Source organism: Paraburkholderia fungorum (genome assembly GCF_003610895.1).
GTDB classification, from domain to species: Bacteria; Pseudomonadota; Gammaproteobacteria; order Burkholderiales; family Burkholderiaceae; genus Paraburkholderia; species Paraburkholderia fungorum_B.
Window position 1 is genome coordinate 101,582 of sequence record NZ_MCAS01000001.1, and the last position, 26,152, is coordinate 127,733.

Consider the following 26,152-nt stretch of genomic DNA (forward strand, 5'->3'; position numbering starts at 1 on the left):
ACTCAGCAAACCGTGGGAGCGAGTGCTTGAAATGGCGCTACCGCGCCTTCACTACACGGCCGCAGCTATGCCAGCGGCCGTGATGAACGACGAGCCTGGGAACTCGATAAGCGTCGGGAGCAAACGCGTAGCAGGCGGTTTTATGAAGAACCGTTCGGCGCGCGCAGCGCCGCCGGAGGTATGACGCCCTTGTCACTCACGCCGAATGTGCGAGAACACAGATTCCAGATGCACCACTACCGCAACTGTGCGGGGGACCCGCTTATGAGCTGGCGGTTTAAGCCGCTTTCTTTTGCCTATCTTTTCTTTGCGGCAGGCAAAGAAAAGTAGGTGCCGCCCCGCACAGGGGCAACGCTAATAGACCACTAAGAAAACAAGGAAAGGCCAAAGAAGAAGCCAAACCAAAGAAAGCCCAACACCCAAAGAACACAAACAAAAAACCGCCGAGCAGGCAAAAAAACCACTATCCAAAACCAAGATTATTAAACTACCCTCTATCCAGATTCCCAATACCCCCCCAAAAAGCGCCGCAGGCAAAAAACCAGCATGCCCGACACAAACCTGGATCTAAACCTGATCCCCTACCTGGTAGCGATGGAGGACACCCGCAATGTCAGCCGCGCAGCGGACCAGCTCGGCGTCAGCCAACCCCGCGTCAGCACCGCGCTAGGCCGCCTGCGGGAATACTTCGACGATCCGCTCTTCGTCAGAACCTCCAAGGGCATGGAACCCACCCCGCGCGCGCTCGCCATTCTCCCCGCCGCCCGTGACGCGCTTCTGCGGATCGAGAAAGGCATGCTCGACGTGCAGGACTTCGATCCGGCCACAAGCACCCACACCTTCTCCATTGCCCTCTCCGACGTCGGCGAAATCGTCTTTCTGCCGCGGCTGCTGCAACTCTTCGCCGAACGCGCGCCGCATGCGAATCTGCGCTCCGTCTCGCTCCCGCCCTCGCACGTGGAACGCGGACTCGAATCGGGCGACGTCGATCTGGCGGTAGGCTATTTTCCCGATCTGTCAGGCAACAACTTCTTCCAGCAACGGCTTTTCACCCATCGATTCATCTGTCTGATGCGCACGGGGCATCCCCTTTCAAAGGCGCCGCTCACGCTGCCGCAATACGTGGCGTCGGGCCACGCCGTAGTGCGTGCCGAAGGTCGCAGCCAGGAAGTCCTCGAGCACTACCTGGAAAAGAAACGGATCAAACGCCGCGCGGTACTCGAAACGCCGCACTTCATGAGTCTGCCGTTCATCCTCGCGCGCACCGATCTGCTTGCGACCGTGCCGCACGCCATCGGCTTCGCGTACGTGTCGGAGCACGCGTCGATCACGCTGGTCGAGCCGCCGCTGCCGTTGCCACGCTTCGATCTGCGCCAGCATTGGCATCGCAAGTTCCATAACGATCCGCGCGGAAGCTGGCTGCGCGGCATCGTCGCCGAGCTCTTCAACGACGATATGGACGAGTGGCCAAAGTAAGCCCACGCCCCGTCAGCGGAAGGGACATCGACACGATACGGCGTAAAACATGGAACAATGGCCGCTACTCATTGAACCCGCGCGCTGCGTTTAGCGTCGACGCGCGCCCCGGAGGAACGACGGATGGCCAGCAGCAAAGCAAAGAAAACCAAATCCACGGCCGCTGTGGAGCGTCCCAGCCGCGAAGAGGCTGAAGCAGCCGTACGCGTGCTGCTGCGTTGGGCCGGCGACAATCCCGAGCGCGAAGGTCTGATCGATACGCCATCGCGCGTAGTGCGCTCCTATGAGGAGTTCTACGCGGGTTATCAGGTCGATCCGCGCGAGATCCTCGCCCGCACCTTCTCCGAAGTGGACGGCTACGACGAAATGATCGTGCTGAAAGATATCCGCTTCGAAAGCTATTGCGAACACCACATGGTGCCGATCATCGGGCGGGCACATGTTGCGTATCTTCCCGAGCATCGGGTGGTCGGCATTTCCAAGCTCGCACGCCTTGTCGATGCCTTCGCCAAACGTCTGCAGATCCAGGAAAAGATGACCGTGCAGATCGCCGATACGTTGAACGAAGTGCTGCAGCCCGCGGGCGTCGGCGTGATTCTCGAAGCCGCGCATCAATGCATGTCCACGCGGGGCGTGCACAAGGCCGGTGTCACGATGGTCACCTCGCGCATGCTGGGCACGTTCCGTACCGATCCGTCGACGCGTCGCGAGTTTTTGTCGATCGTGGGCAATCCCGGGGTGGTGGCCGTCGCCAACACCTGAATTGCGATCCGGTCGCGCCGCACAGCAGGCTGCGGCGTTGGCCCCCCAGTTCGCACCTTTCCGCACCGCGCCGTCCCCGCGGCTCAGGCCGCCGCTCCACCGCCTCTTCAGGCCGTGCCGCGAGCAGTACGGCGCGCAGTACGCATCTGGCCGAAGGTGGCCAGCAAGACTGCGCCCAGCACACACGCGACACCCGCAAGTTGCGCCGTGCTGACCGGTTCCCGCAGCACGGCAGCGGCCAATGCCACCGCGCTCACCGGCACAAGTGCGGTCATGAGTCCGGCTTCGGCGCCGCTGATGCGCGCCGCACCCGCATACCAGAGAACGAAGCCGGCCACGGTCGGCACAAGTGCGTAGTACAGCACACCGCTTAGCGCATCCGCACTGAATGGCACGCTCCAGGGCCGCTCGAAGCACGCCGGTACGATCGCCACCGCGAAGCCGATGCCGCACATCAACGCCGACAGCGGCAGCGGCGCGACCGGTGTGCGCAACTTGCGGTTGAGCAGAATGAAGAGCGCCTCGCAGACAATCGCCGCAAACACCAGCGCGTTACCGGCCAGCGAACGGGCCGCATGCGGCGCGGTGAAATCGTCGATATGCACGGTACACGCCAGCACGCCCAGGGTCGCAAGCACGATCGCACCGAGCAAGGCGGGCGCGGGGCGCTCACCCAGCGCGAGCATGGCCACCACGCCGGACACGGCAGGCAGGGTGCCCGCAATCACGCCGGCATCGGCGGCCGAGGCGAGCTTCATCCCGCTGATGAGCAACACCGTATAACCGACACTGCCCGCTCCCGCCTGGGCAATCACGAGCGCCGTATCGTGCCGGTCGAGACGGGGCCAGCGCACACCACGCCAGCGCATCACCAGCACAAACAGGGGAAAAGCGATGGCAAAACGCAACGCGGTCGCGCTGAACGGCGGCAGCCCGCCGGCGATCGATTTGCTGACGACAACGGTGCTGCCGACCCCGATCATCGCCAGCGCGCAATACACATAGCCGAGATACCGTGAATTCATGTTGCGGTCCTGTTCCTGTGAACGAACAGGCAGATTAGGGGCGGCCAACACCTGTGGTCTTGAACGAAATTGCAGAGAACGCATCTGCCGGCGCCCCAGCGCGGGCCGTCAGCTTGACAAAATACTGGCTCCGGTCAGGCATGAATCCGGCTTACAGTCAGGTGGCAACAACGGCGTTCCAGCAACGCCCATCGAGTATCCTGATCAAAATAGAATCCCGTCACAGCGGCGAGTCGACCGCAAACAACAGGAGTTCCGCAATTGGTAGCGTTTCCGTCGGCGGCGGTTTCAACCTGGGGCGGCGCAGTCGTCTTTCTCAACGTGCTGTTGACACGCCTCGGGCTGCCAATCCCGGCGGTCCCCGTGCTGCTCTTCGCGGGCTCCGCGATTGCCGCCGGCACGCTGTCGTTCTGGCCGATCCTCGTGGCCGCCGTACTCGGCGCGCTCATCGGCGACGGCACGTGGTTCGCCGCTGGCCGTATCTATGGACGCAAGTTGATCGCCGCCTTGAGCCGGATCTCCCCGGCGGTCGACTCGAGGCTCGAGACGGCCCGCTCGCTATTCGAGCGCTTCGGCGTGCCGCTCGTGTCGATCTCGAAGTTCGTCCCCGGACTCGGACTCATCACCCCGCCGCTCATGGGCACGACCGCCGTGGACAGCCGCATCTACGCGATGTGGGACCTCATCGGCGCTCTGGCGTGGGCCACCTTCTGGCTGCTGGGCGGCGCCGCGGCGGAACGGCAGTTGCATATGCTGCTCGCCTTCGTCAGAGCGCGCGGCGGCACCGTGATCGACGTCCTGCTGGCCGCGGCATTGCTCTATCTGCTGTACCGCCTGCACCAGCGGCGCCGCGAGCGGCGCCGTCTCAGAGCCTCCGCCTCCGCGCCCGCCTCGCAAGCAGCGGCAACCGCCGCCGGATGGCGCCGCATCATGCCGCGCAAGATCCTGGATGCCCGTCCCGCCCCAGTGGCAGATAATGCGCTGCGCCCTCTTCCCGGCGTGCTGGCGCTCGACCCGCGCTCGCCTGAACAGATCGACGCCGCGCTGCTCGCTTATGACATGGTGATTTACTGCATTTGCCCGGATAGCGCGACCGCTGTCGAGATCACGCAACGCATGCGCCTGAGCGGCTACACGCGGATTCGCGCCCTGAGGGGCGGCCTCGATGCCTGGCAAAGGCGCGGATTTCCCGTCGAACCACCGGTGGCGGCGAATGAATCGACCACCGGCAAACGCGCGCCGGCACGACGCGGTGAGGCAGGCGGCACGGTGACGCTGCGCGGGTTCGCGCCACGGCGCGGCAAAAGCGCGTGCGAAGTCCCTGAATGATCACCAGCCCGGCGCTCAAGCGCCGTCACATGTGAGGCGTTGCCATCGCAAGCCGGGGTTCATGGCGGCGAACCCTGCGCCACCGGCCGCCCCGCCGATATGGCCGAGTTGACCCGGTTGCGCCCTGCTGCCTTGGCGGCATACAACTGCCGGTCGGCAGCGGCCAGCAGATCGAGCGCATTCGCACCGTCCGCCGGCACACAGGTCGCGCAACCGATGCTCACCGTGACAGCGACCGCCTCACCAGCGCGATGCACGACGCGCAGACTCTGCACCTTGCTGCGAATTAGCTCGGCGACGTTCAGCGCGCCTTCGGCGTTTGTATCCGGCAAGATAACGGCAAACTCCTCGCCGCCGTATCGCGCCACCAGATCCACCGGGCGCAGCACCGTGGCGGAGATGCATTCGGCCACGGCGGTCAACGCCTCGTCGCCGCTCGCGTGACCGTACACGTCGTTGAAATGCTTGAAATGATCGATGTCGATGAACAGCGCCGATAGCGATTGCCCGGAGCGCCGCGCGCGTCGCCATTCTTCGTCGAGGCGCTTGTCGAGCACGCGGCGATTACTGAGTCCGGTAAGCGGGTCAGTGGCGGCCAGACGCATCAGCGCCGCCTGCGCGCGCGACTTGTCGCGCAAGGCGAAAGCGAGCAGCCACGAGACCATGACGAATACCGCGCCGAAGGCGAGCGTCAACACGCCGGCAATCGTGCTGCGGCGGCGCCATGGCGCGAGCACCTCATCCACGGAAGGTGCCACGGCCGCAATCAGCGGTGTGCCCGGCACGCGTGCATAGGTGAACATCCGGCGCACGCCATCCACTGCCGAGTTCGCGATATACGAGCCCGAACTATGGGCGGCCATTACCTGAAAAGTCGGCGACCTCGCGATGCTCGAGCCGATATCGTGCGAAGAAAACGGCTTGCGCGCAAGCAAGGTGCCGTCGTCCATCACGATGAACACAGAACCCAGTTCTCCAGTATTGATCCGATCCAGCAGATGCTGAAAGTACTCGATGCGAATCGCCAGAAGCGCAACGCCGCCAAACCGCCCATCGGCTTCGTTGATGCGCCGTGTGAGACCGATCGAGAGTTTGCCGTCGCGCAGCCGTGAGCGATACGGATGGGATAAATACAGCCCGACAGCAGGACTGCGTTGATGCACCACGAAGTAGTCACGGTCGCCCAGATTCACCGAGGCGTCGATCTCGTCGTTCTGCGAGGCGATCACCCGACCGTCCGGACCGAGCACATAGGCGCCGCCGAGGTAGCCCGCGGTGGTGGCGCGGTCGAATAGCACGGCGCGCCGCAAGCCGGGCGGCAGCGCCCATGTGGCAGGATCGCGTGCCCCGTCCACCATCGCGTCCAGCGACAAATCGTAGATCTCGACATTTCGCTCGAGATCGGTGGAAATGATCGAGACGAGGTTTTGTGCCGTTTCGCGCGCATGATCGAGCGCGTCGGCACGGCCGCTGCTGAGCGTCAGCAACGTCAAACCGGCCATCGCCACGGCGACCAGAGTGCCCGCCACGCCCGCGAAAAACGGGTGGTTGCCGACGTAGCGCGCCACATCTGCACCACCGGCGCGCGTCATGAATCGCAACCGTCGGCGCAGCGAAAGCGTTTGATGTGCCACGTGCGCATCGCCTCCTTCGCAAAGCGTCCGCCTGACGCATCAGATACGGACGTACAGCCAATCGGGTTATTCGCGCCGCTTCGCCCAAGCGTGCGGCCGCCCTTTACGCCTGACTACAGTTTGCGCAGCAGTCCCGCCGCGGCGCGCATCCGGCGTTTGCGCTCTTTCCTGAACCAATCGAGCGCGGCATCGGTGTCGCCGGATCCGGCCAGCAAACCCAGGTTATCGCGCAGCAGCATCTCGCTCGTGACGATATCGTTTAGCGTACCGAAACGCTTCTGAATCTGCTTTAACCGCTTCAGGACTGCTTTATGGTTGCCGCTCAGAACCGGCTCGAAAAACTCGAGCAGATAGCGCACCTTTTTTCCCGCCTTCCTGACCTCGTGAAACGAGGCGTAATTCGAGCGCTTCGCGCGAGACGCCCGCTTGATGCGCTTTTTCAGCGAACGCTCAGAAGCGGCCACGCGCTGATCGACGAATGTTTGCAACGGTACGCGTTCGTGAGCCGTGTTCAATTCCTTACTGGCGCTGGTCAGCGCGTCTTGCAACAGACGTTTGACGTCCGCGTTCGAAAGCGTTTCACGGCTTGTCTCCAGCGCGCCGCCGCGCGCCTCCTCGAGCTTCGGCGCCAGCTCGTGCGCAACGCGCTCACCCCCGGCACCCTCGGCAATCAGCTCGATGAGAATGTCCCAATCCCGCGTCTTGCCGGCCGCCGTAGCCAGATACTTATATAGCGCCCGCTGGCGCGTATTTTCGCCTTTGTCCAGCAGGGGCTCGAACGCCCACCACAACGAGCGCAACCGCCGCAGCGATACGCGCAGTTTGTGGAGCGCTTCGGGTGAGGTGTCTTCATGCACCTCATGGGCTTGTTCAATCGCCGCATCGACAAGGGGCGCCGCGTACGAAGCAAATGCCGCCTGCGCCGAAGGCACTGCTTCGGCCGGCTTGCCATGCGCAGCCTGTTTGTCGACCTTGCGACTAGCTTGCATCACCGGACATCCTTCGAAGGTCCATTTATGTCAGCCTAGCAAAAAAAGGTCCCAGTGGATATCGGCCGGCGCGTCGCCTAAACTGCACGAGGATGACCCGGGAAAATGCACCATGCATGGGATGCAATCCGCCGCACGTCGCCACGGCCACCGGATCATGCAATGCCATACGAGTCCCATGCGACCCTTGCAGCAGTTGAACCTGTCAGCCCATTCCGTGGCGCGAATGTGTTTCGCGTCTAGTTTTTTTCGGACCACTTATCATTACTGAACGCCGCGCAAGTGGCAGCCGATCCCGTAGCGCCAATCTCCACGCACTTCCCGCAAACGCCCGTCCCGCATAGTTGTCACGCCATTGTCATCATTACGTCACACAGGCACCGCAGGATCGGCAGTTCCGCGATAACTTTTTGGGGCTTATGCCATGCCGGAACTTTCGTACCCGCAACCGGGCGCCGCCAGTGGGAAAGGGCGCAATATAGGCCTGATCGTCTTCCTGGTCGTGATTGCGATTGGCGCCATTTATTGCGCCATGCACCTGGCAACCGATCTACAACCGGTTCGCGAAGGCTCCGCCCTGCCCTATTTCCTGCTCGGCGTTGCGCTCCTGATCGCACTCGGCTTCGAATTCGTCAACGGCTTCCATGACACGGCCAACGCGGTCGCCACCGTGATCTACACACATTCGCTCGCACCGAACTTTGCGGTGATCTGGTCCGGCACCTGGAATTTCCTCGGTGTGCTGACCTCAACGGGCGCGGTTGCGTTCGGTGTTCTGCAACTCCTGCCCGTCGAGCTGATTCTGCAAGTGGGCAGCAGTGCGGGTTTCGCGATGGTCTTCGCCCTGCTGATCGCCGCGATCATCTGGAATCTGGGCACCTGGTATTTCGGACTGCCGTCGTCGAGTTCGCATACGCTGATCGGCTCGATCATCGGCGTAGGTCTGATGAATCAGCTGATGCACGGCGCGAACGGCACGAGCGGCGTGGACTGGAATCAGGCGCTCGGCGTGGGCAAGTCGTTGCTGTTTTCGCCGCTGGTCGGCTTTCTCGCGTCCGCCTTGCTGCTGCTGATCCTCAAGGCCGTGGTACGCATTCCCGCGCTGTATGCGGAGCCGAAGGGCAAGAAGCCGCCGCCGTTCTGGATCCGCAGCCTGCTGATTCTGACCTGTACGGGCGTTTCGTTCGCACACGGTTCGAACGACGGGCAGAAAGGCATGGGTCTCATCATGCTGATCCTGATCGGCACGGTGCCGACGGCGTACGCGCTGAACAAGGCGGTCACGCCGGCGGAAACGCAGACCTTCATCGCGGTGGCGCAACACGCGTCGACCGTACTTGGCAAATACACGCAGGGCGTGGCACCGTCCGCCAATCCACGCGCCGAAGTTGAAGCGTACGTACGCAGCCGCCAGTTGACGCCCGCCACCGTGCCGGCCTTGCAGCAACTCACCACGCTGATCGGCCAGCAGGTCGGCGCATCCGGATCGATGGCAGCCGTGCCGCAAAACATCGTCGATAACGTGCGCAACAATATGTATGTTGCGTCCGAAGCGATTCGCCTGATGGACAAGAGCAAACAGCCGGCCTTCGCCCCGGACGACGCCAAAGCGATCGACAACTTCAAGGCGCAAACCGATCACGCCACCAAGTTCATTCCGACATGGGTCAAGGTTGCGGTCGCCATCGCACTGGGCCTCGGTACGATGGTCGGCTGGAAACGCATTGTGGTCACGGTCGGCGAGAAAATCGGCAAGCAGCATCTGACCTACGGACAGGGCGCCTCGGCTGAAGTGGTGGCGATGCTGACCATCGGTGCAGCCGACATGTACGGCTTGCCGGTCTCGACCACGCACGTGCTGTCCTCAGGTGTAGCCGGCACGATGGCGGCCAACGGTTCCGGCTTGCAATGGGGCACCGTGCGCAGCCTGATCCTCGCCTGGGTGCTCACGCTGCCGGTTTCGATCGCGCTGGCAGGCGGCCTGTACTGGGTGTTCCGGATGGTATTCTGAAACGGCTGAAACGGCTGAAAGCGCCGGAACCGCTATAGCCGGCCGCAAGGCCGGCCACTGTGAAGACAAAAAAAGCGCGGCTCCACGCCGCGCTTTTTTCATTCCACCGGGCCGAAACCCGGAACACCGAGCTCGATCAATACACCTCGGGCACGATCATCGACGGCGGCACCGGCTGGCGGCTGTATTCGTCGTGATAGACCCGCGCCGGCAATTCGACTGTCGGGTGTTCGATCTCGTGGTACGGCACCTGGCTCAGCAGATGGTGAATGCAGTTCAGGCGCGCGCGTTTCTTGTCGACCGCCTGCACGACCCACCACGGCGCTTCGGGAATGTGCGAGCGCTGCAGCATGACTTCCTTCGCCTGCGTATACGCTTCCCAACGGCGCCGGCTTTCCAGATCCATCGGACTGAGTTTCCACTGCTTCAGCGGGTCGTGGATACGGTTCTGAAAGCGGATTTCCTGCTCTTCGTCGGTAATCGAAAACCAGTACTTGAGAATCTGCACGCCGCTGCGTGCCAGCATCTTTTCGAATTCCGGCACCGAGCGGAAAAACTCTTCATACTCGTCGTCGGTGCAGAAATTCATCACACGTTCGACGCCCGCCCGGTTGTACCAGCTGCGATCGAACAGCACCATTTCGCCGCCGGCCGGCAGATGCGACACGTAACGCTGGAAATACCACTGCGTGCGTTCGCGGTTGTTCGGCGCCGGCAGCGCCGCCACGCGGCACACGCGCGGATTGAGCCGCTGCGTGATGCGCTTGATCGCGCCGCCCTTGCCGGCTGCGTCGCGCCCCTCAAAAATCACCACCAGGCGATGGCCAGTCTGGACAATCCAGTCCTGCAGTTTGACGAGCTCGCCCTGCAGGCGGAACAGCTCGCGGAAATACATTTTGCGCGCCTCGCGGTGCTCGGGCGTGAAACCGTCCGCACCGTCGATGATACGGTCGTCGACCTCCATTTCGAGCTCTTCGTCGTACGCGTCGATGAGATCTTCCTCGAAACGGCGTTGCCGTTCTGCCATGACTTCGGCCTCGGGTCTCGGATCCAGCTCTTTCATTAGGACTCTCCTGGCAACGGAAATGATTAGGCGCGCGGCGCATACGCGTCGCGAACGGGTTCGATTATCGAAGCGCGAGGTGTCAGCCGTGTTACCAGCGCGGCGGCCAGAAATCCTGCGGCGCGCGCTTCACCTGCGGCCTGCGCGCCTTCTGGTAAGCCATCATAGCGAGTTTTGCGCGGCCGCCCAGTGCTAACGCAATGGCTTCGCGAAGCTGAGTTCGTGCCCGTCAGGATCGGTAATGTGAAAATAGCGCTCGCCCCACGGCGCATCGGACGGTTCGAGCGACGGTTTCAAACCCGCCGCGAGTGCCTTCCGGTAGAGCGCGTCGACATCCGACACATAGACGATCACGCGGCCCCACCAGCGGACCGGCGCGCGCGTGTCGACAATCAGGTTCAGATACGAACCGCCAAATGCGAATGACGTGAACGCTTCGTGCGAACCGCCGAATTTGATCGGAAAGCCAAGCGCTTGGTAAAACAGCACCGCGCGCGGCATATCGTGAGTGGCGAGCGTGATGGCGCTGAGCGACTCGATGCGTGGAGCCGGCTCCGCCGGATCTGTCCGCACACCTGACGAGGCCGCGGCTGACGTGGTAGGCGAGTTCATGGCGGCTACCTCCTTGTTGGCATGGTAACGCCGGACGGGCGTGCATGGGGTTCGGGCATGGGCGCCGGCGTGGCCCGACCCAGGAACGTATTCCGCCGCCGGCCCCGGCCTCGCCCCCCGCCGCGCCCGCACTTGAAAACCCTTCCACCGCCCTGCATCTGGATTCCCGTTTATCCGGAGCATCGCCATGGGAAGCCGTCCACGCTTCATCGATGACCTGTCGCGCGCCGCATCCGACGCCCCCGGGCCCGATCCCCTCACCGTTTTAACCGACGACGCCCTGCTCGACGCCTATTCCCGCACCGTAGTCGGCGCGCTGGAACGCGTTCAGCAGGCAGTCGCCTTCATTTCCGTCGAACGCCGGCTGCCCGGCGCGCCCGCCGGGCACGATCGCCGCGGCACGCGCGGCGGCACCGGCTCGGGTTTTCTGTTCACGCCCGACGGCTATCTGCTCACCAACAGCCACGTCGTGCATGGCGCCACGCATATCACTGTGACGCTCGCCGATGGCGCGAAATTCGACGCCGACCTGGTCGGCGACGATCCCGGCAGCGATCTGGCCGTCCTGCGCATCGGTTCGCCGGAACCGTTGCCGCATGTCGAACTCGGCGAATCGTCGAAGCTGCGGGTCGGCCAGATCGCGATCGCGGTGGGCAATCCGCTCGGCCTCGCGCAAACCGTAACGACCGGCGTGGTCTCGGCGCTTGGCCGCTCGTTACGCTCGAACTCGGGCCGTATGATCTACGACGTGATCCAGACGGATGCCGCGCTCAATCCCGGCAATTCGGGCGGCCCATTGATCAATTCGGCGGGCCAGGTGATCGGCGTGAACACCGCGATCATTCCCGGCGCACAGGCGATCTGTTTCGCCACCGCGATCGATACGGCCAAGTGGGTAATCATGCAGATCTTCACGCACGGCCGCGTGCGGCGCGCGTACATCGGCGTGGCTGGCACCACGCGGCCGCTGTCGCGCCGCGTGCAGCGCTATTTCAGCCTGAACTCGGAGAGCGGCGTGCACGTCATGGAAATCGTCAAAGGCAGCCCCGCCGCGCTCGGTGGTCTGCGCACCGACGACACGATCGTCGCAATCGATGCGCTTGCGGTGCAAGACGTCGATGGACTGCAACGCACGCTCGACGCCTCGCGTATCGACAAACCCGTCAACGTGACGGTGTTGCGCGGCGCGCAACGGCTCGAATTGACCTTGACGCCGGTCGAACAGACAAGCTGACCAGGCGCTTGTACAGCGGCTCAATCAAACTTCACGCGCCGTTCGTCTCGCGAATAAAAAAGCCTCACACTCAAACGAGCATGAGGCTTTTTTTCTGCATGCGGCGCATCAGTAAAGATGCGCCGCGCAGATGCACTCAACCGATCTGACTCAACCGATTTGACTCAACCGTTCACTGGATCACCCGTGCAACACCACGGCCACGCGGATCGCTTGCGGCTTCCGGCGTATTTCCATTCACCTTGATCGCCTGAATGTCGCCGCTGAAATCCTGCCCCTCCAGCTTGTAGCCCTTGGCTTCGATCTGCTTGGCGAGCTCGCCGTCGATCGGCTTGTACGGCTCCCAGAAGATCGTGTTCGGCGGCAACAGTTGGTGATGGAAACGCATCGCAGCCACCGCGTCCTGCAACGGCATGTTGAAGTCGTAAATGTTGTTGATCACCTGGAAGATCGACGTGAAGATGCGCGAGCCACCCGGCGTGCCGATGACGAGCGATACCTTGCCGTCCTTGGTCAGAATCGTCGGCGTCATCGACGACAGCGGGCGCTTTTTTGGATCGATCGAATTCGCGTCGCTGCCCACCACGCCAAACTGGTTCGCGACGCCCGGCTTCGCGGAGAAGTCATCCATCTCGTCGTTCAGCACGATACCCGTGCGATCCGCCACTACGCCCGAGCCGAAGTAGCCGTTGATGGTGTACGTGTTCGACACGGCATTGCCCCACTTGTCGATCACCGAGAAGTGCGTGGTTTCCGCTTTCTCCGGCATCGAGGTGCCGAGCCCCGGCTGGATGCTCTTCGTATCAGACGGCGTAGTGGGGTTCACTTCCGCGGCACGCTTCGCGATGTACGCGTCGTCGGTCAGTTGCGCGACCGGCACCTTGTAAAAGTCCGGATCGCCGAGATACTGCGCACGATCGGCGAACACGCGTTTCTCGATTTCCGCGATCAGGTGGACATATTGCGCGGAATTGAGCGTGACGTCCTTGAAGTCGGGCGCAATGTCGGCCTTCATCTTCAGCAACTGCACAAGACCGATACCGCCCGAGCTCGGGGGCGGCGCGGTAATCACGTGATAGCCGTTCCAGTCGGCCTGGACGGGCTGTCGCCACACCGCCTTGTACTGCTGCAGATCGGCCTTCGTAATCAGACCGTGGCCGCGCATGGACGCCGCGATCAGATCAGCCGTCTTGCCCGAGTAGAAGTCTTTCGCGCCCTGATCCGAAATGCGCTGCAGCACCGCGGCGAGATCCGGTTGCTTGAAGTTGACGCCCTGCTTCAGATTCCCGAAGTAGGTGTCGAAGTTGGTCTTGCCGGCAAAGTCTTTCGCCGCGTCGTCACGGCGTTGCTGCAATTGCTCGCTGACTATGAAGCCGTCGCGTGCGTAGTGAATGGCCGGCGCGAGCACCTGCTTCCATTTGAGCTTGCCGAAGCGGCGCTGCGCTTGCCACATGCCGTCGACGGTGCCCGGCACGCCTACCGCGCGATAGCCGAACAGGCTCATGTTCTTGATGACCTCGCCCTTGTCGTCGAGGTACATGTTCTTCGTCGCGGCGAGTGGCGCGCGTTCGCGATAGTCGAGGAAGTACGGCTTGCCGTCGACATACAGCGTCATGAAACCGCCGCCGCCGATGTTGCCCGCTTCCGGATACGTCACGGCAAGCGTGAAGGCAATCGCGACTGCCGCGTCGACGGCGTTGCCGCCTTCCTTGAAGATCTGTTCCGCGGCGTCGGCGCTGTACTTGTCGGCGACCGCAATCGCGGAAGCCGTGAGAATTGCCGGCTGCGCTTTTTCGGGCGCTTTGGCAAAGGCCGGTGTGGCTTCGAGAAAACTGCTTGAAACGGATACGAGCGCGACCAGCGCGAGCCCGCTAACGGACGATTTGGCATTGTGCAACAACTTCATTAGCTCTCCTCCATGACGGCTTCTTCATCTGACGAAAACACAAGCTGTCTTGGGCTTATAACACGCGGAGCAATCGTTTGCGAAGCCGTTGCACGAACATGGTGCATGCTGCAGCACACAAAAACCGCGCTACAGGATGACGACAATTGCCATGGGTAACTCTGTTCGAATCGGCCTTGAACGCAGTTAATGCGCCGCACCACAAGTCGCAGTGCGGCGCGAACTGGTCACTCAGGCGGACCCTCTGCTGCCGCGCGCGATTTCATCGCCGGCACCTTGCGGCAAACGCGCGGTCACCGGAATCGACAGGAACGAGAAGAGGCCGACCACGATGAACGCGGGCCAGAAGTCAGAGAACACGATGCTCGAATGTCCCTGCACGTTATGCGAGATTTGCAGCACGATGCCGGCAATCGTCACACCGAGTCCCAGGGAAATCTGCTGGATCACGCTCGCCACACTTGTCGCGCGGCCGACGTCGCGGCTCGGAATATCCGCGTACGCCAAGGTATTCAACGAGGTGAACTGCAACGACGGGAAGAAGCCGCCGAACAGCACCACACACCAGATCAGCCAATGCGGCGTGCCAGGAAAGAACAGCCCGTAGACGGCAATGGCGAGACCCGCGCAGCCGGCATTGAACATCAGCACCGTGCGAAAACCGAAGCGGCCGAGAATGCGCGACGCGGCCGCCTTCATGAAGATCGAGCCGAACGCGGACGCACAGGTGATCGACCCCGACTTGAACGCGGTCATGCCGAGGCCTTCCTGCAACGCAAGCGGCAACAGAAAGGGCACCGCGCCGAGACCGATGCGAAACAGCGAGCCGCCCACCACGCTGGCGTGAAAACTCGGAATACGCAACAGCCGCAGATCTAGCACCGGCAGCTCGACGCGGTTCGCGTACAGCACGTAAATCACCAGAAGCACCACGCCGATCGCGCACATGCCGACCGATACCGTGTTCGACACCAGTTCGCCGCCGACCAGCGAGAGCCCCAGCATGAACAGCGACGCCCCGCTCGCGGACAACACGAACCCGGTCCAGTCGAGCCGGCCGGGATGCGCTTCGCGCACGTTGGCAATGTGCTTGTTCGCGAGCCAGATGCCCAGCAGGCCAATCGGAATGTTGATGAAGAAAATCAGGCGCCAGTGCAGATACGTCGTAATGAAGCCACCGAGCGGCGGGCCCACTACCGGCCCGAGCAGCGCCGGTACCGTCAGATAGTTGACCGCGCGGATGAAGTCCGACTTGGGTACCGAGCGGAAAATAATGATGCGCCCCACCGGCACCATCATCGCGCCGCCGACGCCTTGCACGAAGCGCGCAACCACGAAGGTACCAAGCGACGTGGACGCCGCGCACATCAGCGAACCCGCCATGAAGATGCCGATTGCCGTGCGAAACACCGTACGCGAACCGAAGCGGTCGGCGACCCAGCCGCAAATGGGAATGAAAACACCGAGGCCGATGACGTAGGCCGTCACGGCAAGCTTGAGGGTGATGGGGTCCTGGCCGAGATCGCGTGCCAGAACTGGCAGCGACGTCACGATGACCGTGCCGTCCATGTTTTCCATGAACATCGCACATGCGACGATCAGCGGAACAATGAAAGTGCCTAAAGCGAGAGGCATTGGCATGACGACGGGTTGCAAGGCCGCCGGTGTAAAGGGGCAATTATCGCACCGCAACGACAACAGATGTTGTTGAACGAAGCCCTTTCGTAACCGCGCTACCCACATTAATCGCGCGTTGTTATCCGGCTCCCATTAATTGAGCGTGCAACGAAGCGGCGCGAACTACGGAAAACAGGAATGGATAAGGAGGGAGAACGCGACGCGATGGTGAGCCGGCCTGAAACCGGCTCACCATGCAATTCAGAAACAAACCTTAGCGCGATGCGCTGACGAGCGGTTGCAGCAGCGGCAGAATCTCAGTGCTTGCGCGAGCGACGTCGTTCGGGAAGTCGATCTCGATCCACGGCGAGCCGGTCACGTCGGCCGTATCGAACACCTGGCTGCGCTCCAGCAGCAGGTCGCGCACCGCTTCTTCGTGCGGCATGTTGGCCCGGCCGCTATCCACGTAGCCCGCAACGATCTGCGTGAAACGTTGCGCGGTTTCCTGGCGGAAACGGAAGAAGCCCACCGATTCGCCAATCGTGTCGTACTCGAGATTGACGGCGAGCTGCTTGCGCAATTCGACCGGCACGCCGTCTTTCAGGCACAGCTTGACGGGCTCGTCGCCCGCTTCGAAATCGCGGTCGATCAACAGGCGGTTGACTGTCTCGCCGGCCACCAGCGCGCTCAGAATGCGCTCGTCGTAAAGCACGTCGGCGTCCATCAGGAGCACGTCGCCGCCGCGTGTCAGCGCCTCGGCCACTGTGTGCACCGTCAGCACGCTGCCCAGGTCGTAACGCGGGTTCAGCACGGTTTCCACCTTATGCGGCCAGTTGATCCGCTCCAGTTCCGCCTGCACCGATTCCGGCTGAAAACCCAGCGCCAGCACGACGTCGGTCACGCCGGCTGTTTCAAGCATCTGCAAATGCCGTTCGAGCAGGCTCATGCCGTCGAACTGCAACAGGCACTTCGGGAACTGTGCCTGCGGCGGTTGCTGGAGACGCAGGCCTAGGCCCGCTGCGAGGATGATGGCACGCATGCGCAGTCCTTTGAAAAAAATCGGAAATTAATCGACAACCGGTACGCGCCCCGTGGCGCGCCGCCGTTGCCAGTTTCGTTCGCTGAAGTGCAACACCAGGAGCCCCGGCAAACCCAGCAGGATTTCACGTGCGCGCTTGGCGAGCGACAACGCCAGCGCCGCATCCGGCGGCAAGCCCACGAGCGGCGCGAGCAGCAGATAACCGCCTTCCTGCACGCCGAGCGAGCCCGGGATCATGAACGCTGCGCCACGAATCGCCTGGCCGAGGCTTTCGAGCAGCAGTGCGTCGACCCAGTCGACCGGATGGCCGAGAAACCGCAGCGCGAGCCACACTTCCACCGTGCCGACGATCCAGCCCGCCAGACTCAGCGCAAAGCTCGCCGCGACGCGGCCGCGCTCGCGGTAAAGCCCCTGCACGGCGGCGTCGACGGCTTCGGCGCGCGTCATCAGCGACGACCAGTCGCGCTTGCCGAACACCTTGGAGAGCGCGCCCAGCAGACGGCCGAACAGACCACGCCGCTGCGCATAGTAGAAGCCCGCGATCAGCGCGCCCAGCACGCCGGTGGCGATCAGCATGGCCGCTCGCAGATCGTGAAGCGCGCCATGCGTGGCGTAAGCACTGAACAACAGCAACCCGAGCAGCGCGAAGACGATTTGTGCAAGCGCCTGCGCGGTGGTGCTGACGGTAAGGGCGGCGGCCGCGTCGCGCATGCGCATGCCGCGCTGGGACAGTTGCCGCACCATCACTACCGGGCCGCCGATCTGGCCGGCCGGCAACAGGCTATTCACCGATTCGCCGATCCAGCGCGCAAACAATGCATCGCGCAGCGTGACGTCGTGATGCACGCCGTCGTGCCGGCGCCGGAACAGCACCGAGATCGCGCCGGCATCGAGCGCCAGCGGCACGAGGTGAAACGCCGCGACGAGCACAAGCCCCCAGCCTGCCGCGGCCAGCGCCGAGGCAACAGAACCGAAACCCTGCCACGCGAGCAAGCCGACAAAAAGCGCCGTCCCGATCGACAGCAGAATCAGGGCCACGCGTGTCATGCGTGGTCCTTGCCGCGATTCGTCATTTGACGGAAGACCTGACGGAAACCGAAGTACGCGATCGCGTCCTTCATGTTGGAGATGAAACGGCGCCACGGCCGCATGTTCGGATCGGTGACGTATTCGAAAGTCAGCGATACGCGCATTTCGTTCGCGCCAGCCGGCGTGATGCGATGACGCAGCTTGTCGCCGTCGAAAAACACCAGGCCGCCCGGCGGAATCTGCACCGAACCCGGCTGATCCGGCACGTCCGGATTGCACGTATGCAATTCGTAGTCGAGCCGGCACGACGATTCGTCGATCACGCCGAGCAGCAGCGTGTAGCGGCGGCCGTCATAGTACGAAGTATCGTAGTGCCAGCCGATGTGATCGCCGGCGCGCGTGTAGTAATACAGCGCATACGCATGCGGATCGTCCACGGGCGACACCTGCAGCTTGTCGCCGCTGAGCTGCTCGAGCCAGCCGATCAACTCCTTCGAGCGATACAGTTCGGCGATGAACGGCGCGAGCCGGTCAATCGTATGGCGGCTCACGCTGCCGCCCTGCTTGTGGCCCGGCAGATAGTTGCGGTTCACTTCGTCGAGCAGACCGCGCGCACTCTGCACGAGCTGGGCGGTGACTTCGGGCGCGAGGAAATCTTCCAGATACAGGAACGCGCCCTGACCGGTGAAATCCTTGGCGAGACGTGGCGTGTTGAAAGTCCGCGTGCGGCTTGCCACCGCGCGATCGGCATTCGGCGCAGGCGTGGCCGATGTGGCCGACGTGGCCGGCCCGCCCGGCAGCGAGGCTGGCGAACGTTCAACTGAGACTGCTGGGATCACGTCGTCTTCGGCGTGCATACTCATTCACTGGCCCACATTTGACTGGTTTCAGACGCCGTGGCGGCGACAGCCGCCGAGTGCGCTGTGCGGCGCGAGACGCGCCAATAGTCGACCACGACCCAGGCGGCAAAGAGCGGCGCACCGATCGACGCCACCACCACGAACGGCGTAACGACGCTCGTGAGCGTGACGATGGGCAGCAGATACAGCACGTCTTCGGTTTCGAAACCGCCGACCGACGCCTGCTTGGTACCGGCCTTACCCGCCATGTCCTCGATGCGCATGCGCAGGAAGAAAATCAATGCAACCGCGACGCCTGCCACGGCACCGAGCCATCCCGGCGAAACTTTCAATGAGCCGACATGCGCGCTACCAACGCCCATGCCGACGAACAACATGACGGTCACGAGCGCGTCGCACGCCAGATCGTAAAAATGACCGATGCGGCTCGATTTTCCGCCGATGCGCGCGAGCTCTCCATCTGTGTGGTCGACGAAGTTCGACAGCACGATCAGAAAGGCACCCGCATTGGTCCACGCAAATCCGCCATGTGCGAGGCAAAGTGCGCCAGCTACACCAATTAGCAGGCGCAGCGTGGTCAGATGATTCGGGGTGACCCAGGTGTTGACGAGCGGCGTGACAAGCCGGCGGGCGAGCCTCGCATCCCAGGTCCTTGGGGCCGGAACGTTCAATGGAATTTTTGGTCGGGAATTCATAACCCGGAAATATATACGGGATCGCGAAAGCGTGCTTCGTTCCTTAACGTTTTCTTAAGGACCAACGGTGGCTATCACGGGCTGGTCGCCGCGCAAATTATGCCGAATCACGTTACAGTGCGATTCCAGTTGCGCCTGTCACGACGAATCACCTCGATGCGCAACGTCTTTCGGGTCGCGACATTTGGCCGCCACCCGTTGCGAACACACTACATCGAACGCGGGTCGTTATTCACGCCTATGAAATGCCTGTTTTTCTCCGCACTCCTTGCACTGACCACAGCGGTGCTGCCGCTAACCAGCCACGCCGCTGTCCTCGACACACCGCTCACCTGCAATGAGAGCGGTCATCAGTTCATTGCCGATCTCGCCGATCAGCAATTGATCGACCCGAAACCGACACGGGTCGAAAGCAACTCCATCAATGCGTTTTCGCCGACACGGGGCGCCGATCTGAGCGCCTTCGGCTTTCACGTTTTCGCGGTGGTCGGCTACGAAAAAGACGATCCGATGTTTCGCGTCGGCGACGGCGAACCGGTAGCCCGCTCGGCCTATGGCGTCGTGGTGTTCGGCAGCGAATCGAAGGTGCAGAGCGCGCTCACGGCGGCCGGCAGCACGGCGATCGTGCACCGGGTCGCGCCGCTCATCACGGCGATCTTCTGTAAACGAAGCTGAGGCGGCACCGGGCCGTTCGCCCAATGCCGCCTCGCTGCCCTGCTCCCCCTTACAGCTTGATGCCCGCAGGGTCTGCCGTCAGATACCCCACCGTCGCGCCGAAGCGGTCCTTATAGTTCGCCCGCACGAGCGGGTCGAGCGTCGATTGGACCTTATCGTGCAACGGTGTTTCCCAATCGCCGACGTGCTGGAAGTTGCTCATCACGTAGGTCCAGCCGTTGATTTCGTCAACCGCGTGCAGGCCCGTCGACTCCGCGCCCGCCGGGCACGACAACACGCGCGCGAGCGTCTTCGTGTCGACGTTATAAGCCCACAGGAAATTGTTGACGTGCATGCCGCTGTCTTCGCCGATAAAGAGCGTGCGCAGTTTCTCGGAGAACTTCAGGTTGTCCGGATTCGCGATGCGATCCGGATTCGCCGTGTTGCCGAGCGCGTCGGCGGTCGACAGGTCCTCGCCGACCAGCGCCGCGGGCGCGGCCATGTCCACCGGCACCCAATCGCTGTTGATCGCACTGCCGCTGCGGTCGCGCTGGCCGCCCTTCATATTCAGCGCGTAGACCGCACCGGCGTTGATGGCCTTGTCGACCGCGACATCGGTCGAGGCCGCGTTGCCGCGCACCATCGATTTCTCGACACGCGACATCGCCGAATACAGCACCTTGTCCTTGATATTGACCGTCGTGCCTTCGAGCTTCGTGAAACCCATGCTGCCGCCCGCCAACGCCGCGTAGCGGTGCGTTTCGAGGAAGGTCGCGGCCTTGGTCATACCCGGTTTGACGCGTACCCAGTTGAAGGTGCCGTTGTAGTTGATCCTGGTGTATGTCGAATCGGCCGGATCCTTGGTCGCGATATCCATGATGTCGCTCGCGCGCAACTGGTTGGCGAGCGCTTCGATTTCGTCGCTGGTCGCGTGGCCCAGATTGATCCAGGAGAGCGTCGCGGCACCCGCGCCGGTCGACGAAGTCTGCGTCCACTTCGCGACATATAGCGTACCGGCCGACAGATCGGCCTCGCGATCGGCGATGAACATGAAAAGGCCGCCATTGGTGGCATCGTCGCCCATCAGCACGGTGCGCTTGTCCGGCATCACCTGAATCAGCTCGTGCGAGATGCGGCCGAGGCAGTAGTGCTTCCTGATCGTGCCGGTGCCGTCGGGATTCACGGTCACTTCCGGCAGATGACCATAGTGGTACGGGTTGGCCGTGGTTTCGTTGCCGAACAGGCTGCGGCTGAAGCCCTTGAACTGGCTATTGGTCGCGATCGTGGAAGCGTCCGGCTCGTACTCTTCGCTCGACAGATGCGTATTCCACGGCGAGAGGCTCGCGCCGCAGGTGATCCACAAGCCATGTGCCTTCGACGTATCGACGTTGGAGTAGCCCACCAGCGTGAGCTTGCCGGTAGCCGGATCCTGATCGAGCGTGAGCACGGCAATCGGCGAAGGCAGTTGACCGTACATCGACTTCAGACTCTGATCGCGGGTCGTGTACTCGAACTGCACGACGGCGAATACCGCATTGCCCTTGAGTCCCTTGACCGTCGGCTTGTCGAGGCGGATCAGCGAACTGCCGTCCGGACAATCCGAGTAGAACTGACGCTCCTTACCCGCAACCGATTTATCGATGATCGGCTGATTGTTGATGTCGAAGTAGCCGCCGGCCAGGATCGTCCCGCCCTTGATGTTCGGCACCATATCGCCGGTCACGAAGAACGGCTGGTAGGCGAGCTTGAACGAGCGGCTGCTGCCGTCGCTCAGTTGCACCGTGAGGGTCGAGCCGACCGTGGTTGTCGCCATCGCGGCGGGGTTCGCCAGCGTCGGCGCCGCCATGGCGTTGAATGCCGCCGAAACGAAGTTGGCCACCGGTTTGGCCGGCGTCACCGGGTCGCTGCCGCCGCCGCAGGCGCTCAGCATCGACGCTGTGGCGAGACCGCCTAACGGCAGCATCGGCACGCCAGCGAATATTTTCAGGGCCTTGCGGCGGGAAAGGTCGAACGGCTCTGCCATGTTGTCGTGATCCAGTGTTTGGGTAGCGTGGGTGAATGCACAGCCGGCACGCACTCAGACCCAAAACCACATGGTTCACGCTCGCGCCGCTATGACGCGAGGATTTTATGAAGTCAATGTGAAAGTATATTGACAGGCTTTAGTAATATTTTGTTTGGCTGCCTGTCAGCAAAGCTTTGCTATCGCCGGCTTAGCCCGGGCGGCGAAATTCGTTCTCGACCCACGCAGCGGCGCTCGCCTTGCTCAGCTTGAAGTTCGGCGCGACCTGCACTTGCGCGAGCTGTTCGCCGAATGTGTCGAGCGCGGTTAGCAGGGCGTACGGCTCGTCTTCGTCGGGGACGATGTCGAGTGTGATGTCGAGTTCGTCATTGCCATCCGCGCTGGCCACGCGCACTTCTTTATGCAACTGGGCGCGCAACTGCTGCTCATGGCGGCGCAGCACCTCAGACGCGGTTTTCACGAGCGTGTTGAACGCCGATGTGTCGAGCGGCTTCGGATCTTTCTTGTTGCGGCCCATCGTCCACGGACCGACGAGCGCCGGTTCCGCTTCGCCGTCCTTGATCATTTCGACGGCCCAGCCTTCATCGTCTTCGTTCTTGATGACGCGTGCGGTCCAGCCGTCGTCGCGCCACAGACGCGCTTCGTGCAGGACTTCGGGCTGAATGTCGTCAAGGTGCCCGGGCGTGGCTTCGTGGATTTCGGGCGCGCCTTCCGTCGTGGGGATAGCAGTGGTGTCGGACGAAGGAAGGGGGGTATCGGTCATTACAGGTTTACTCACGTTCGCGGGGCGGAAACACATCTCAAGCCTGCGATTCTACCCGTCCCACGCACGCCGAATCCGCCCTCTGACGAATGGATAAGCCGGGGCAAGCTCCCCGCCACCCGAAATAATGCATTTCGTTACGTACGGGAACTTATTAATCCATTATGCAGATTTCAAAAAAAAACGCGGCCCGAAAGCCGCGTATGAAAAGATGAAAAAGACACCCCTGGTCAAGGGGTAAGCTGAATTGTAGATCCCTAAATAACCGATATATATCGCACTAACTGGAAGAGTGCATTGCAGAAAACAGAACAAATAAAAGTTCACGAGACAATACCCTAAAAGCCTTACCGGATATGACACAGCCAGATCGTCGCGATCGAGCAACATCCGCAATTTGACAGATAGTTACAGCACGATCCGATTCAAAGATTTTTTCTTTATTTACTCGCACTTACGAAATTACAAGTCAGTCATTGCGAATTAGAAAAATCATTGTTGTGCCATACGCGCTTAAAGATATTAATAGCAGGAATACACTGCCCAGCGGATCGTCAGGCAGCCGGGGCAATCGGCTGCAAACACTGGAATGCGATTCTCTACGCACTGTCCCGGAGTTATCTAAACATGAAAAAAACCCTCATCGCAGCAGGTCTCATGGGCGCGTTCGCCATCACCGCTCACGCACAGAGCAGCGTGACGCTGTACGGCACACTGGACGCAGGCCTCGTCTACTCGAACAACCAGGGCGGCCACAGCAACTGGCAACAAGGCAGCGGTTCGGTGTCGAACACCTACTTCGGTCTGCGCGGCAGCGAAGACCTGGGCGGCGGCCTGCATGCCATTTTCACGTTGGAAGACGGCTTCAATCTGAACAACGGCCAGTTCTCGGAAAGCAGCACGATGTTCAACCGTCAGGCTTTCGTCGGACTGAAGAGCGATCAATACGGCGCGCTGACGCTCGGCCGCCAGTACGATTCCGTGGTCGATTACCTCGCACCGCTGTCCGAAGCAGGCGCGGGCTACGGTAACAACCTCGCCGCTCACCCGTTCGATAACGACAATCTCGACAACTCGTTCTCGATCAAGAATGCCGTGAAGTACACGAGCGCGAACTATGCCGGCCTCAAATTCGGCGGCTTGTACGGCTTCAGCAACTCGGCCGGCCAGTTCTCGAACAACCGCGCATGGAGCGCCGGTGCTTCGTACGACAACGGCCCGCTGAGCGTGGCCGCCGCTTACCTGCAACTGAACAACTCGGGCAGCTCGAATCTGAGCGGCGCCGTGTCGCAAGGCGACGGCACCGCGGCTGTGGCGGCGAACCTGCAGCGCACGTTCGGCGCGGGTATCAACTACACGTACGGTCCGGCAACGGCCGGCTTCGTGTACACGCATACGCAACTGGACGGCATCAGCGGCGTCGACGTCGGCGGCGTGACGCTGCCCGGCGTGGCGGGCACGAACCTGCATCTGGACAACTATGAGTTGAACGGTAAATACGCACTCACGCCGGCATTGAGCCTTGCCGCATCCTATACGTTCACCGACGGCAAGATGTCGGGTTCGAACGGCTCGGGTGACCCGAAGTGGCACACGGTGTCGCTGCAAGGCGACTACTCGCTGAGCAAGCGGACCGACGTGTATGTGGAAGGCGTGTACCAGCACGCGTCGGGCGAGCTCGGCAACTTCGGTGCGAACGTGGCGGCGATCAACACGCTCGCGCCGTCGTCGACCGGCAACCAGGTTGCCGCGGCCGTCGGCCTGCGTCACCGCTTCTAGGTTTTTCTCTTTGCTCTGATAGAAGAACGTGTAGAGCGGCGCACCCATCCGCTCTGCAGCCAAAGCCGCGCGTGACACGATCACGCGCGGTTTTTTTCATGGGGCTTACGTTCTCACATTTCCGCGTAGTCATGGTGACGGAGGAAGCGCGCCGTGGGTATACTGAGCCCGGCTGCCTTCCTTGCCTCAACGTTGTTATGTCGTTACGTCGTAACGTCGTTGCGGTTGAACGGCGGTTTCGTCGCGAAGCATGACGTCGCGTTCAAGCGCGTCGCGTTTCGCCCGCGCCCCAAGTTCCCGCGCACCACCGGGGACGCCGACGACCGAACCATGAAAAGACTTCTCCTGCTTGCTCCCGCTGCTGCCGTCACTGCTTTTCTCGCTGCGTGCGGTTCCTCCAGCGGTCCCGCGCGCGACGCATCCCAACCGATGATGTACGTGTCTTCACAACGCGCCCCGGCTTATATCGCCGATTGCCTCGAAGGCAAGCTCTCACGCATGCGGATCTCGCGCGTAGGCGAGGCGACCGAGATCGCCGTCGGCTCCGATTCGAACAACTCGTATTTCGTCACGCTCACGCCGTTCAACGCCGGCTCGGTCATCAAGGTGATGCACCCCGCGAATGCACCGGACGATCCACCTGAACCGGAAATGCGCTTCGATATTGCGCGCTGTGCGACCTCCTGAGTTTTCGGTCACACGGCTGCGTTGCTGAAGACCACACTGAAGGCCACGCCGATGCGCGATTTTTTATGTCGTGCGTCGGCTATTTTTTTATCCGCTCATCTGCGAACATAGCCGCCCTTTAGCTTTTATCCGGCGCACTGCGTCGTGAGCTTCGATGGCATCTAACAAGGCACATCACGCGACCGGGTTCGCAGCCGGCGTTATCGCGGCGGCGGTTGTCGCGCGCATCGGCGGTGGCGGTTCGTTTCATATCGGCGTGGTGTTGAGCTTCATCGCCGGGGTGTCAGGGAGTACGGCGCCGGACTGGCTGGAGGTGGCGTGGTGGTCGCGCGCGCGAAGGCTGTGGATTACGCATCGCACGTTGACGCATTGGGGGGTGGCGTGGGTCGCGTTGCTCGCGGTTTCCTATCATTGGCTTGGGCGGTCTGGGTATGCTGCGCCCGCGTTTGGGTTTGCTTGTGGTGGGGTGATGCATTTGCTGGCCGATTGGCCTAATCCTCTTGGGGTGCCGTGGGTCGCTCGGCGGCACTCATTGAATCTTTGGAATAGTGGGCACTGTGATTTGATTGTTGTTGCGGTTTCGTGGGTTGTGGCTTTTTTTGTTGGTGAGCATTTCTGGTTGCATGGGGTTTCGGTTTTGCGGTTTTTGAAGGTGGGGTGAGGGTTTGTTTTTTTTTGCCTTCGCGGTGCTTGTTTTGTCTGTGTTCTTTATGGTGTTGGCCTTTCCTTGCTTTGTTAGTGGTCTATTAGTGTTGCCCCTGTGCGGGGCGGCACCTACTTTTCTTTGCCTGCCGCAAAGAAAAGATAGGCAAAAGAAAGCGGCTTAAACCGCCAGCTCTTAAGCGGGTCCCCCGCACAGCCACGGTAGTGGTGCATCTGGAATCTGTGTTCTCGCACATTCGGCGTGAGTGACAAGGGCGTCATACCTCCGGCGGCGCTGCGCGCGCCGATGGGTTACTCACTTG

The 26,152-nt window shown here is 61.9% G+C and carries 22 protein-coding genes; 9 read left to right on the forward strand and 13 right to left on the reverse strand.

The genetic code is table 11. The annotated features are described in order from the left end of the window. Nucleotides 1-546 precede the first annotated feature (546 nt). Together BCY88_RS00400 and folE are read left to right on the forward strand one after the other, a co-directional pair. Complete coding sequence (locus tag BCY88_RS00400; protein WP_120342300.1) at nucleotides 547-1,476, forward strand: LysR family transcriptional regulator; 930 nt, start codon at nucleotides 547-549, stop codon at nucleotides 1,474-1,476. A gap of 123 nt (nucleotides 1,477-1,599) precedes the next feature. Continuing rightward, nucleotides 1,600-2,238, forward strand: coding sequence for a GTP cyclohydrolase I FolE (gene folE / locus BCY88_RS00405; protein WP_120342301.1), 639 nt, complete (start codon nucleotides 1,600-1,602; stop codon nucleotides 2,236-2,238). Nucleotides 2,239-2,345: 107 nt separating this feature from the next. On the opposite strand, the gene BCY88_RS00410 is transcribed toward folE, so the two are convergent. Then, nucleotides 2,346-3,263 carry a DMT family transporter gene (locus tag BCY88_RS00410; protein ID WP_120342302.1) on the reverse strand — a complete coding sequence of 306 codons (918 nt, stop codon included), beginning with the start codon at nucleotides 3,261-3,263 and terminating at the stop codon, nucleotides 2,346-2,348. Nucleotides 3,264-3,524: 261 nt separating this feature from the next. Here BCY88_RS00410 and BCY88_RS00415 point away from each other — a divergent pair, with 261 nt between their 5' ends. Next, nucleotides 3,525-4,592 (forward strand): VTT domain-containing protein, encoded by a 1,068-nt coding sequence (locus BCY88_RS00415; RefSeq protein WP_120342303.1) that lies wholly within the window; start codon nucleotides 3,525-3,527, stop codon nucleotides 4,590-4,592. 59 nt (nucleotides 4,593-4,651) lie between these two features. Here BCY88_RS00415 and BCY88_RS00420 read toward each other — a convergent pair whose 3' ends face one another. Further along, the gene (locus BCY88_RS00420; RefSeq protein ID WP_120342304.1) at nucleotides 4,652-6,226 is read right to left on the reverse strand and encodes a diguanylate cyclase; all 1,575 of its coding nucleotides are present in this window, start codon (nucleotides 6,224-6,226) and stop codon (nucleotides 4,652-4,654) included. 113 nt (nucleotides 6,227-6,339) lie between these two features. Beyond that, a complete protein-coding gene (locus BCY88_RS00425; RefSeq protein ID WP_120342305.1) occupies nucleotides 6,340-7,215 on the reverse strand; it encodes a CHAD domain-containing protein in 876 nt (291 codons plus the stop codon). Nucleotides 7,216-7,639: 424 nt separating this feature from the next. Here BCY88_RS00425 and BCY88_RS00430 point away from each other — a divergent pair, with 424 nt between their 5' ends. Further along, on the forward strand, nucleotides 7,640-9,226 hold the full coding sequence (locus tag BCY88_RS00430; RefSeq protein WP_120342306.1) for an inorganic phosphate transporter: 1,587 nt from the start codon (nucleotides 7,640-7,642) through the stop codon (nucleotides 9,224-9,226). Between the two features lie 136 nt (nucleotides 9,227-9,362). On the opposite strand, the gene ppk2 is transcribed toward BCY88_RS00430, so the two are convergent. Both ppk2 and BCY88_RS00440 read right to left on the reverse strand, forming a co-directional pair. Next, nucleotides 9,363-10,289, reverse strand: coding sequence for a polyphosphate kinase 2 (gene ppk2, locus BCY88_RS00435; protein ID WP_120342307.1), 927 nt, complete (start codon nucleotides 10,287-10,289; stop codon nucleotides 9,363-9,365). Nucleotides 10,290-10,481: 192 nt separating this feature from the next. Further along, on the reverse strand, nucleotides 10,482-10,901 hold the full coding sequence (locus tag BCY88_RS00440) for a VOC family protein (protein WP_120342308.1): 420 nt from the start codon (nucleotides 10,899-10,901) through the stop codon (nucleotides 10,482-10,484). A 187-nt stretch (nucleotides 10,902-11,088) separates the two neighbouring features. Between BCY88_RS00440 and BCY88_RS00445 the strand changes: the two genes are divergently transcribed. Beyond that, nucleotides 11,089-12,135, forward strand: coding sequence for a S1C family serine protease (locus BCY88_RS00445; protein ID WP_120342309.1), 1,047 nt, complete (start codon nucleotides 11,089-11,091; stop codon nucleotides 12,133-12,135). Nucleotides 12,136-12,307: 172 nt separating this feature from the next. On the opposite strand, the gene ggt is transcribed toward BCY88_RS00445, so the two are convergent. The 6 genes from ggt to BCY88_RS00475 all read right to left on the reverse strand — a co-directional run bounded on the left by ggt (nucleotide 12,308) and on the right by BCY88_RS00475 (nucleotide 19,281). After that, nucleotides 12,308-14,041 carry a gamma-glutamyltransferase gene (ggt, locus tag BCY88_RS00450; RefSeq protein ID WP_120342310.1) on the reverse strand — a complete coding sequence of 578 codons (1,734 nt, stop codon included), beginning with the start codon at nucleotides 14,039-14,041 and terminating at the stop codon, nucleotides 12,308-12,310. A gap of 231 nt (nucleotides 14,042-14,272) precedes the next feature. Further along, the gene (locus BCY88_RS00455; protein WP_120342311.1) at nucleotides 14,273-15,676 is read right to left on the reverse strand and encodes an MFS transporter; all 1,404 of its coding nucleotides are present in this window, start codon (nucleotides 15,674-15,676) and stop codon (nucleotides 14,273-14,275) included. Nucleotides 15,677-15,932: 256 nt separating this feature from the next. Beyond that, nucleotides 15,933-16,697, reverse strand: coding sequence for a phosphocholine cytidylyltransferase family protein (locus BCY88_RS00460; RefSeq protein WP_120342312.1), 765 nt, complete (start codon nucleotides 16,695-16,697; stop codon nucleotides 15,933-15,935). A 27-nt stretch (nucleotides 16,698-16,724) separates the two neighbouring features. Continuing rightward, nucleotides 16,725-17,744, reverse strand: a complete 1,020-nt coding sequence (locus BCY88_RS00465) for a flippase-like domain-containing protein (RefSeq protein ID WP_120342313.1) — start codon at nucleotides 17,742-17,744, stop codon at nucleotides 16,725-16,727. After that, complete coding sequence (locus tag BCY88_RS00470; RefSeq protein ID WP_120342314.1) at nucleotides 17,741-18,589, reverse strand: HalD/BesD family halogenase; 849 nt, start codon at nucleotides 18,587-18,589, stop codon at nucleotides 17,741-17,743. Before BCY88_RS00470 ends, BCY88_RS00465 begins: the two co-directional genes overlap by 4 nt. Then, nucleotides 18,586-19,281, reverse strand: coding sequence for a CDP-alcohol phosphatidyltransferase family protein (locus BCY88_RS00475; RefSeq protein ID WP_120342315.1), 696 nt, complete (start codon nucleotides 19,279-19,281; stop codon nucleotides 18,586-18,588). Before BCY88_RS00475 ends, BCY88_RS00470 begins: the two co-directional genes overlap by 4 nt. 240 nt (nucleotides 19,282-19,521) lie before the next feature. On the opposite strand from BCY88_RS00475, the gene BCY88_RS00480 reads away from it, so the two are divergent. Further along, nucleotides 19,522-19,956 (forward strand): hypothetical protein, encoded by a 435-nt coding sequence (locus BCY88_RS00480; RefSeq protein WP_120342750.1) that lies wholly within the window; start codon nucleotides 19,522-19,524, stop codon nucleotides 19,954-19,956. Between the two features lie 49 nt (nucleotides 19,957-20,005). On the opposite strand, the gene BCY88_RS00485 is transcribed toward BCY88_RS00480, so the two are convergent. Further along, nucleotides 20,006-21,958 (reverse strand): PhoX family protein, encoded by a 1,953-nt coding sequence (locus BCY88_RS00485; protein WP_120342316.1) that lies wholly within the window; start codon nucleotides 21,956-21,958, stop codon nucleotides 20,006-20,008. A 190-nt stretch (nucleotides 21,959-22,148) separates the two neighbouring features. After that, entirely contained in the window at nucleotides 22,149-22,721 is a 573-nt protein-coding gene (locus BCY88_RS00490) for a hypothetical protein (RefSeq protein ID WP_120342317.1), read from the reverse strand. A gap of 627 nt (nucleotides 22,722-23,348) precedes the next feature. Here BCY88_RS00490 and BCY88_RS00495 point away from each other — a divergent pair. From BCY88_RS00495 to BCY88_RS00505, 3 genes are all read left to right on the forward strand, one after another. Beyond that, complete coding sequence (locus BCY88_RS00495) at nucleotides 23,349-24,500, forward strand: porin (protein WP_120342318.1); 1,152 nt, start codon at nucleotides 23,349-23,351, stop codon at nucleotides 24,498-24,500. Between the two features lie 330 nt (nucleotides 24,501-24,830). After that, complete coding sequence (locus tag BCY88_RS00500; protein ID WP_183081226.1) at nucleotides 24,831-25,187, forward strand: sugar ABC transporter ATPase; 357 nt, start codon at nucleotides 24,831-24,833, stop codon at nucleotides 25,185-25,187. Between the two features lie 154 nt (nucleotides 25,188-25,341). After that, nucleotides 25,342-25,848 (forward strand): metal-dependent hydrolase, encoded by a 507-nt coding sequence (locus BCY88_RS00505; protein WP_120342320.1) that lies wholly within the window; start codon nucleotides 25,342-25,344, stop codon nucleotides 25,846-25,848. The last annotated feature ends 304 nt before the right edge of the window (nucleotides 25,849-26,152 follow it).

Excerpts from the sequence above, each read along its gene's own strand:
- BCY88_RS00430 (WP_120342306.1), top strand. The coding sequence starts at position 7,640 with ATGCCGGAACTTTCGTACCCGCAACCGGGCGCCGCCAGTGGGAAAGGG.
- BCY88_RS00490 (WP_120342317.1), bottom strand. The coding sequence starts at position 22,721 with ATGACCGATACCCCCCTTCCTTCGTCCGACACCACTGCTATCCCCACG.
- BCY88_RS00460 (WP_120342312.1), bottom strand. The coding sequence starts at position 16,697 with ATGCGTGCCATCATCCTCGCAGCGGGCCTAGGCCTGCGTCTCCAGCAA.
- BCY88_RS00500 (WP_183081226.1), top strand. The coding sequence starts at position 24,831 with ATGAAAAGACTTCTCCTGCTTGCTCCCGCTGCTGCCGTCACTGCTTTT.
- BCY88_RS00475 (WP_120342315.1), bottom strand. The coding sequence starts at position 19,281 with ATGAATTCCCGACCAAAAATTCCATTGAACGTTCCGGCCCCAAGGACC.
- ggt (WP_120342310.1), bottom strand. The coding sequence starts at position 14,041 with ATGAAGTTGTTGCACAATGCCAAATCGTCCGTTAGCGGGCTCGCGCTG.
- BCY88_RS00485 (WP_120342316.1), bottom strand. The coding sequence starts at position 21,958 with ATGGCAGAGCCGTTCGACCTTTCCCGCCGCAAGGCCCTGAAAATATTC.
- BCY88_RS00425 (WP_120342305.1), bottom strand. The coding sequence starts at position 7,215 with ATGCAAGCTAGTCGCAAGGTCGACAAACAGGCTGCGCATGGCAAGCCG.
- BCY88_RS00400 (WP_120342300.1), top strand. The coding sequence starts at position 547 with ATGCCCGACACAAACCTGGATCTAAACCTGATCCCCTACCTGGTAGCG.
- BCY88_RS00440 (WP_120342308.1), bottom strand. The coding sequence starts at position 10,901 with ATGAACTCGCCTACCACGTCAGCCGCGGCCTCGTCAGGTGTGCGGACA.
- BCY88_RS00410 (WP_120342302.1), bottom strand. The coding sequence starts at position 3,263 with ATGAATTCACGGTATCTCGGCTATGTGTATTGCGCGCTGGCGATGATC.
- BCY88_RS00505 (WP_120342320.1), top strand. The coding sequence starts at position 25,342 with ATGGCATCTAACAAGGCACATCACGCGACCGGGTTCGCAGCCGGCGTT.
- BCY88_RS00465 (WP_120342313.1), bottom strand. The coding sequence starts at position 17,744 with ATGACACGCGTGGCCCTGATTCTGCTGTCGATCGGGACGGCGCTTTTT.
- BCY88_RS00470 (WP_120342314.1), bottom strand. The coding sequence starts at position 18,589 with ATGAGTATGCACGCCGAAGACGACGTGATCCCAGCAGTCTCAGTTGAA.
- BCY88_RS00480 (WP_120342750.1), top strand. The coding sequence starts at position 19,522 with ATGAAATGCCTGTTTTTCTCCGCACTCCTTGCACTGACCACAGCGGTG.
- BCY88_RS00445 (WP_120342309.1), top strand. The coding sequence starts at position 11,089 with ATGGGAAGCCGTCCACGCTTCATCGATGACCTGTCGCGCGCCGCATCC.
- BCY88_RS00455 (WP_120342311.1), bottom strand. The coding sequence starts at position 15,676 with ATGCCTCTCGCTTTAGGCACTTTCATTGTTCCGCTGATCGTCGCATGT.
- folE (WP_120342301.1), top strand. The coding sequence starts at position 1,600 with ATGGCCAGCAGCAAAGCAAAGAAAACCAAATCCACGGCCGCTGTGGAG.
- ppk2 (WP_120342307.1), bottom strand. The coding sequence starts at position 10,289 with ATGAAAGAGCTGGATCCGAGACCCGAGGCCGAAGTCATGGCAGAACGG.
- BCY88_RS00495 (WP_120342318.1), top strand. The coding sequence starts at position 23,349 with ATGAAAAAAACCCTCATCGCAGCAGGTCTCATGGGCGCGTTCGCCATC.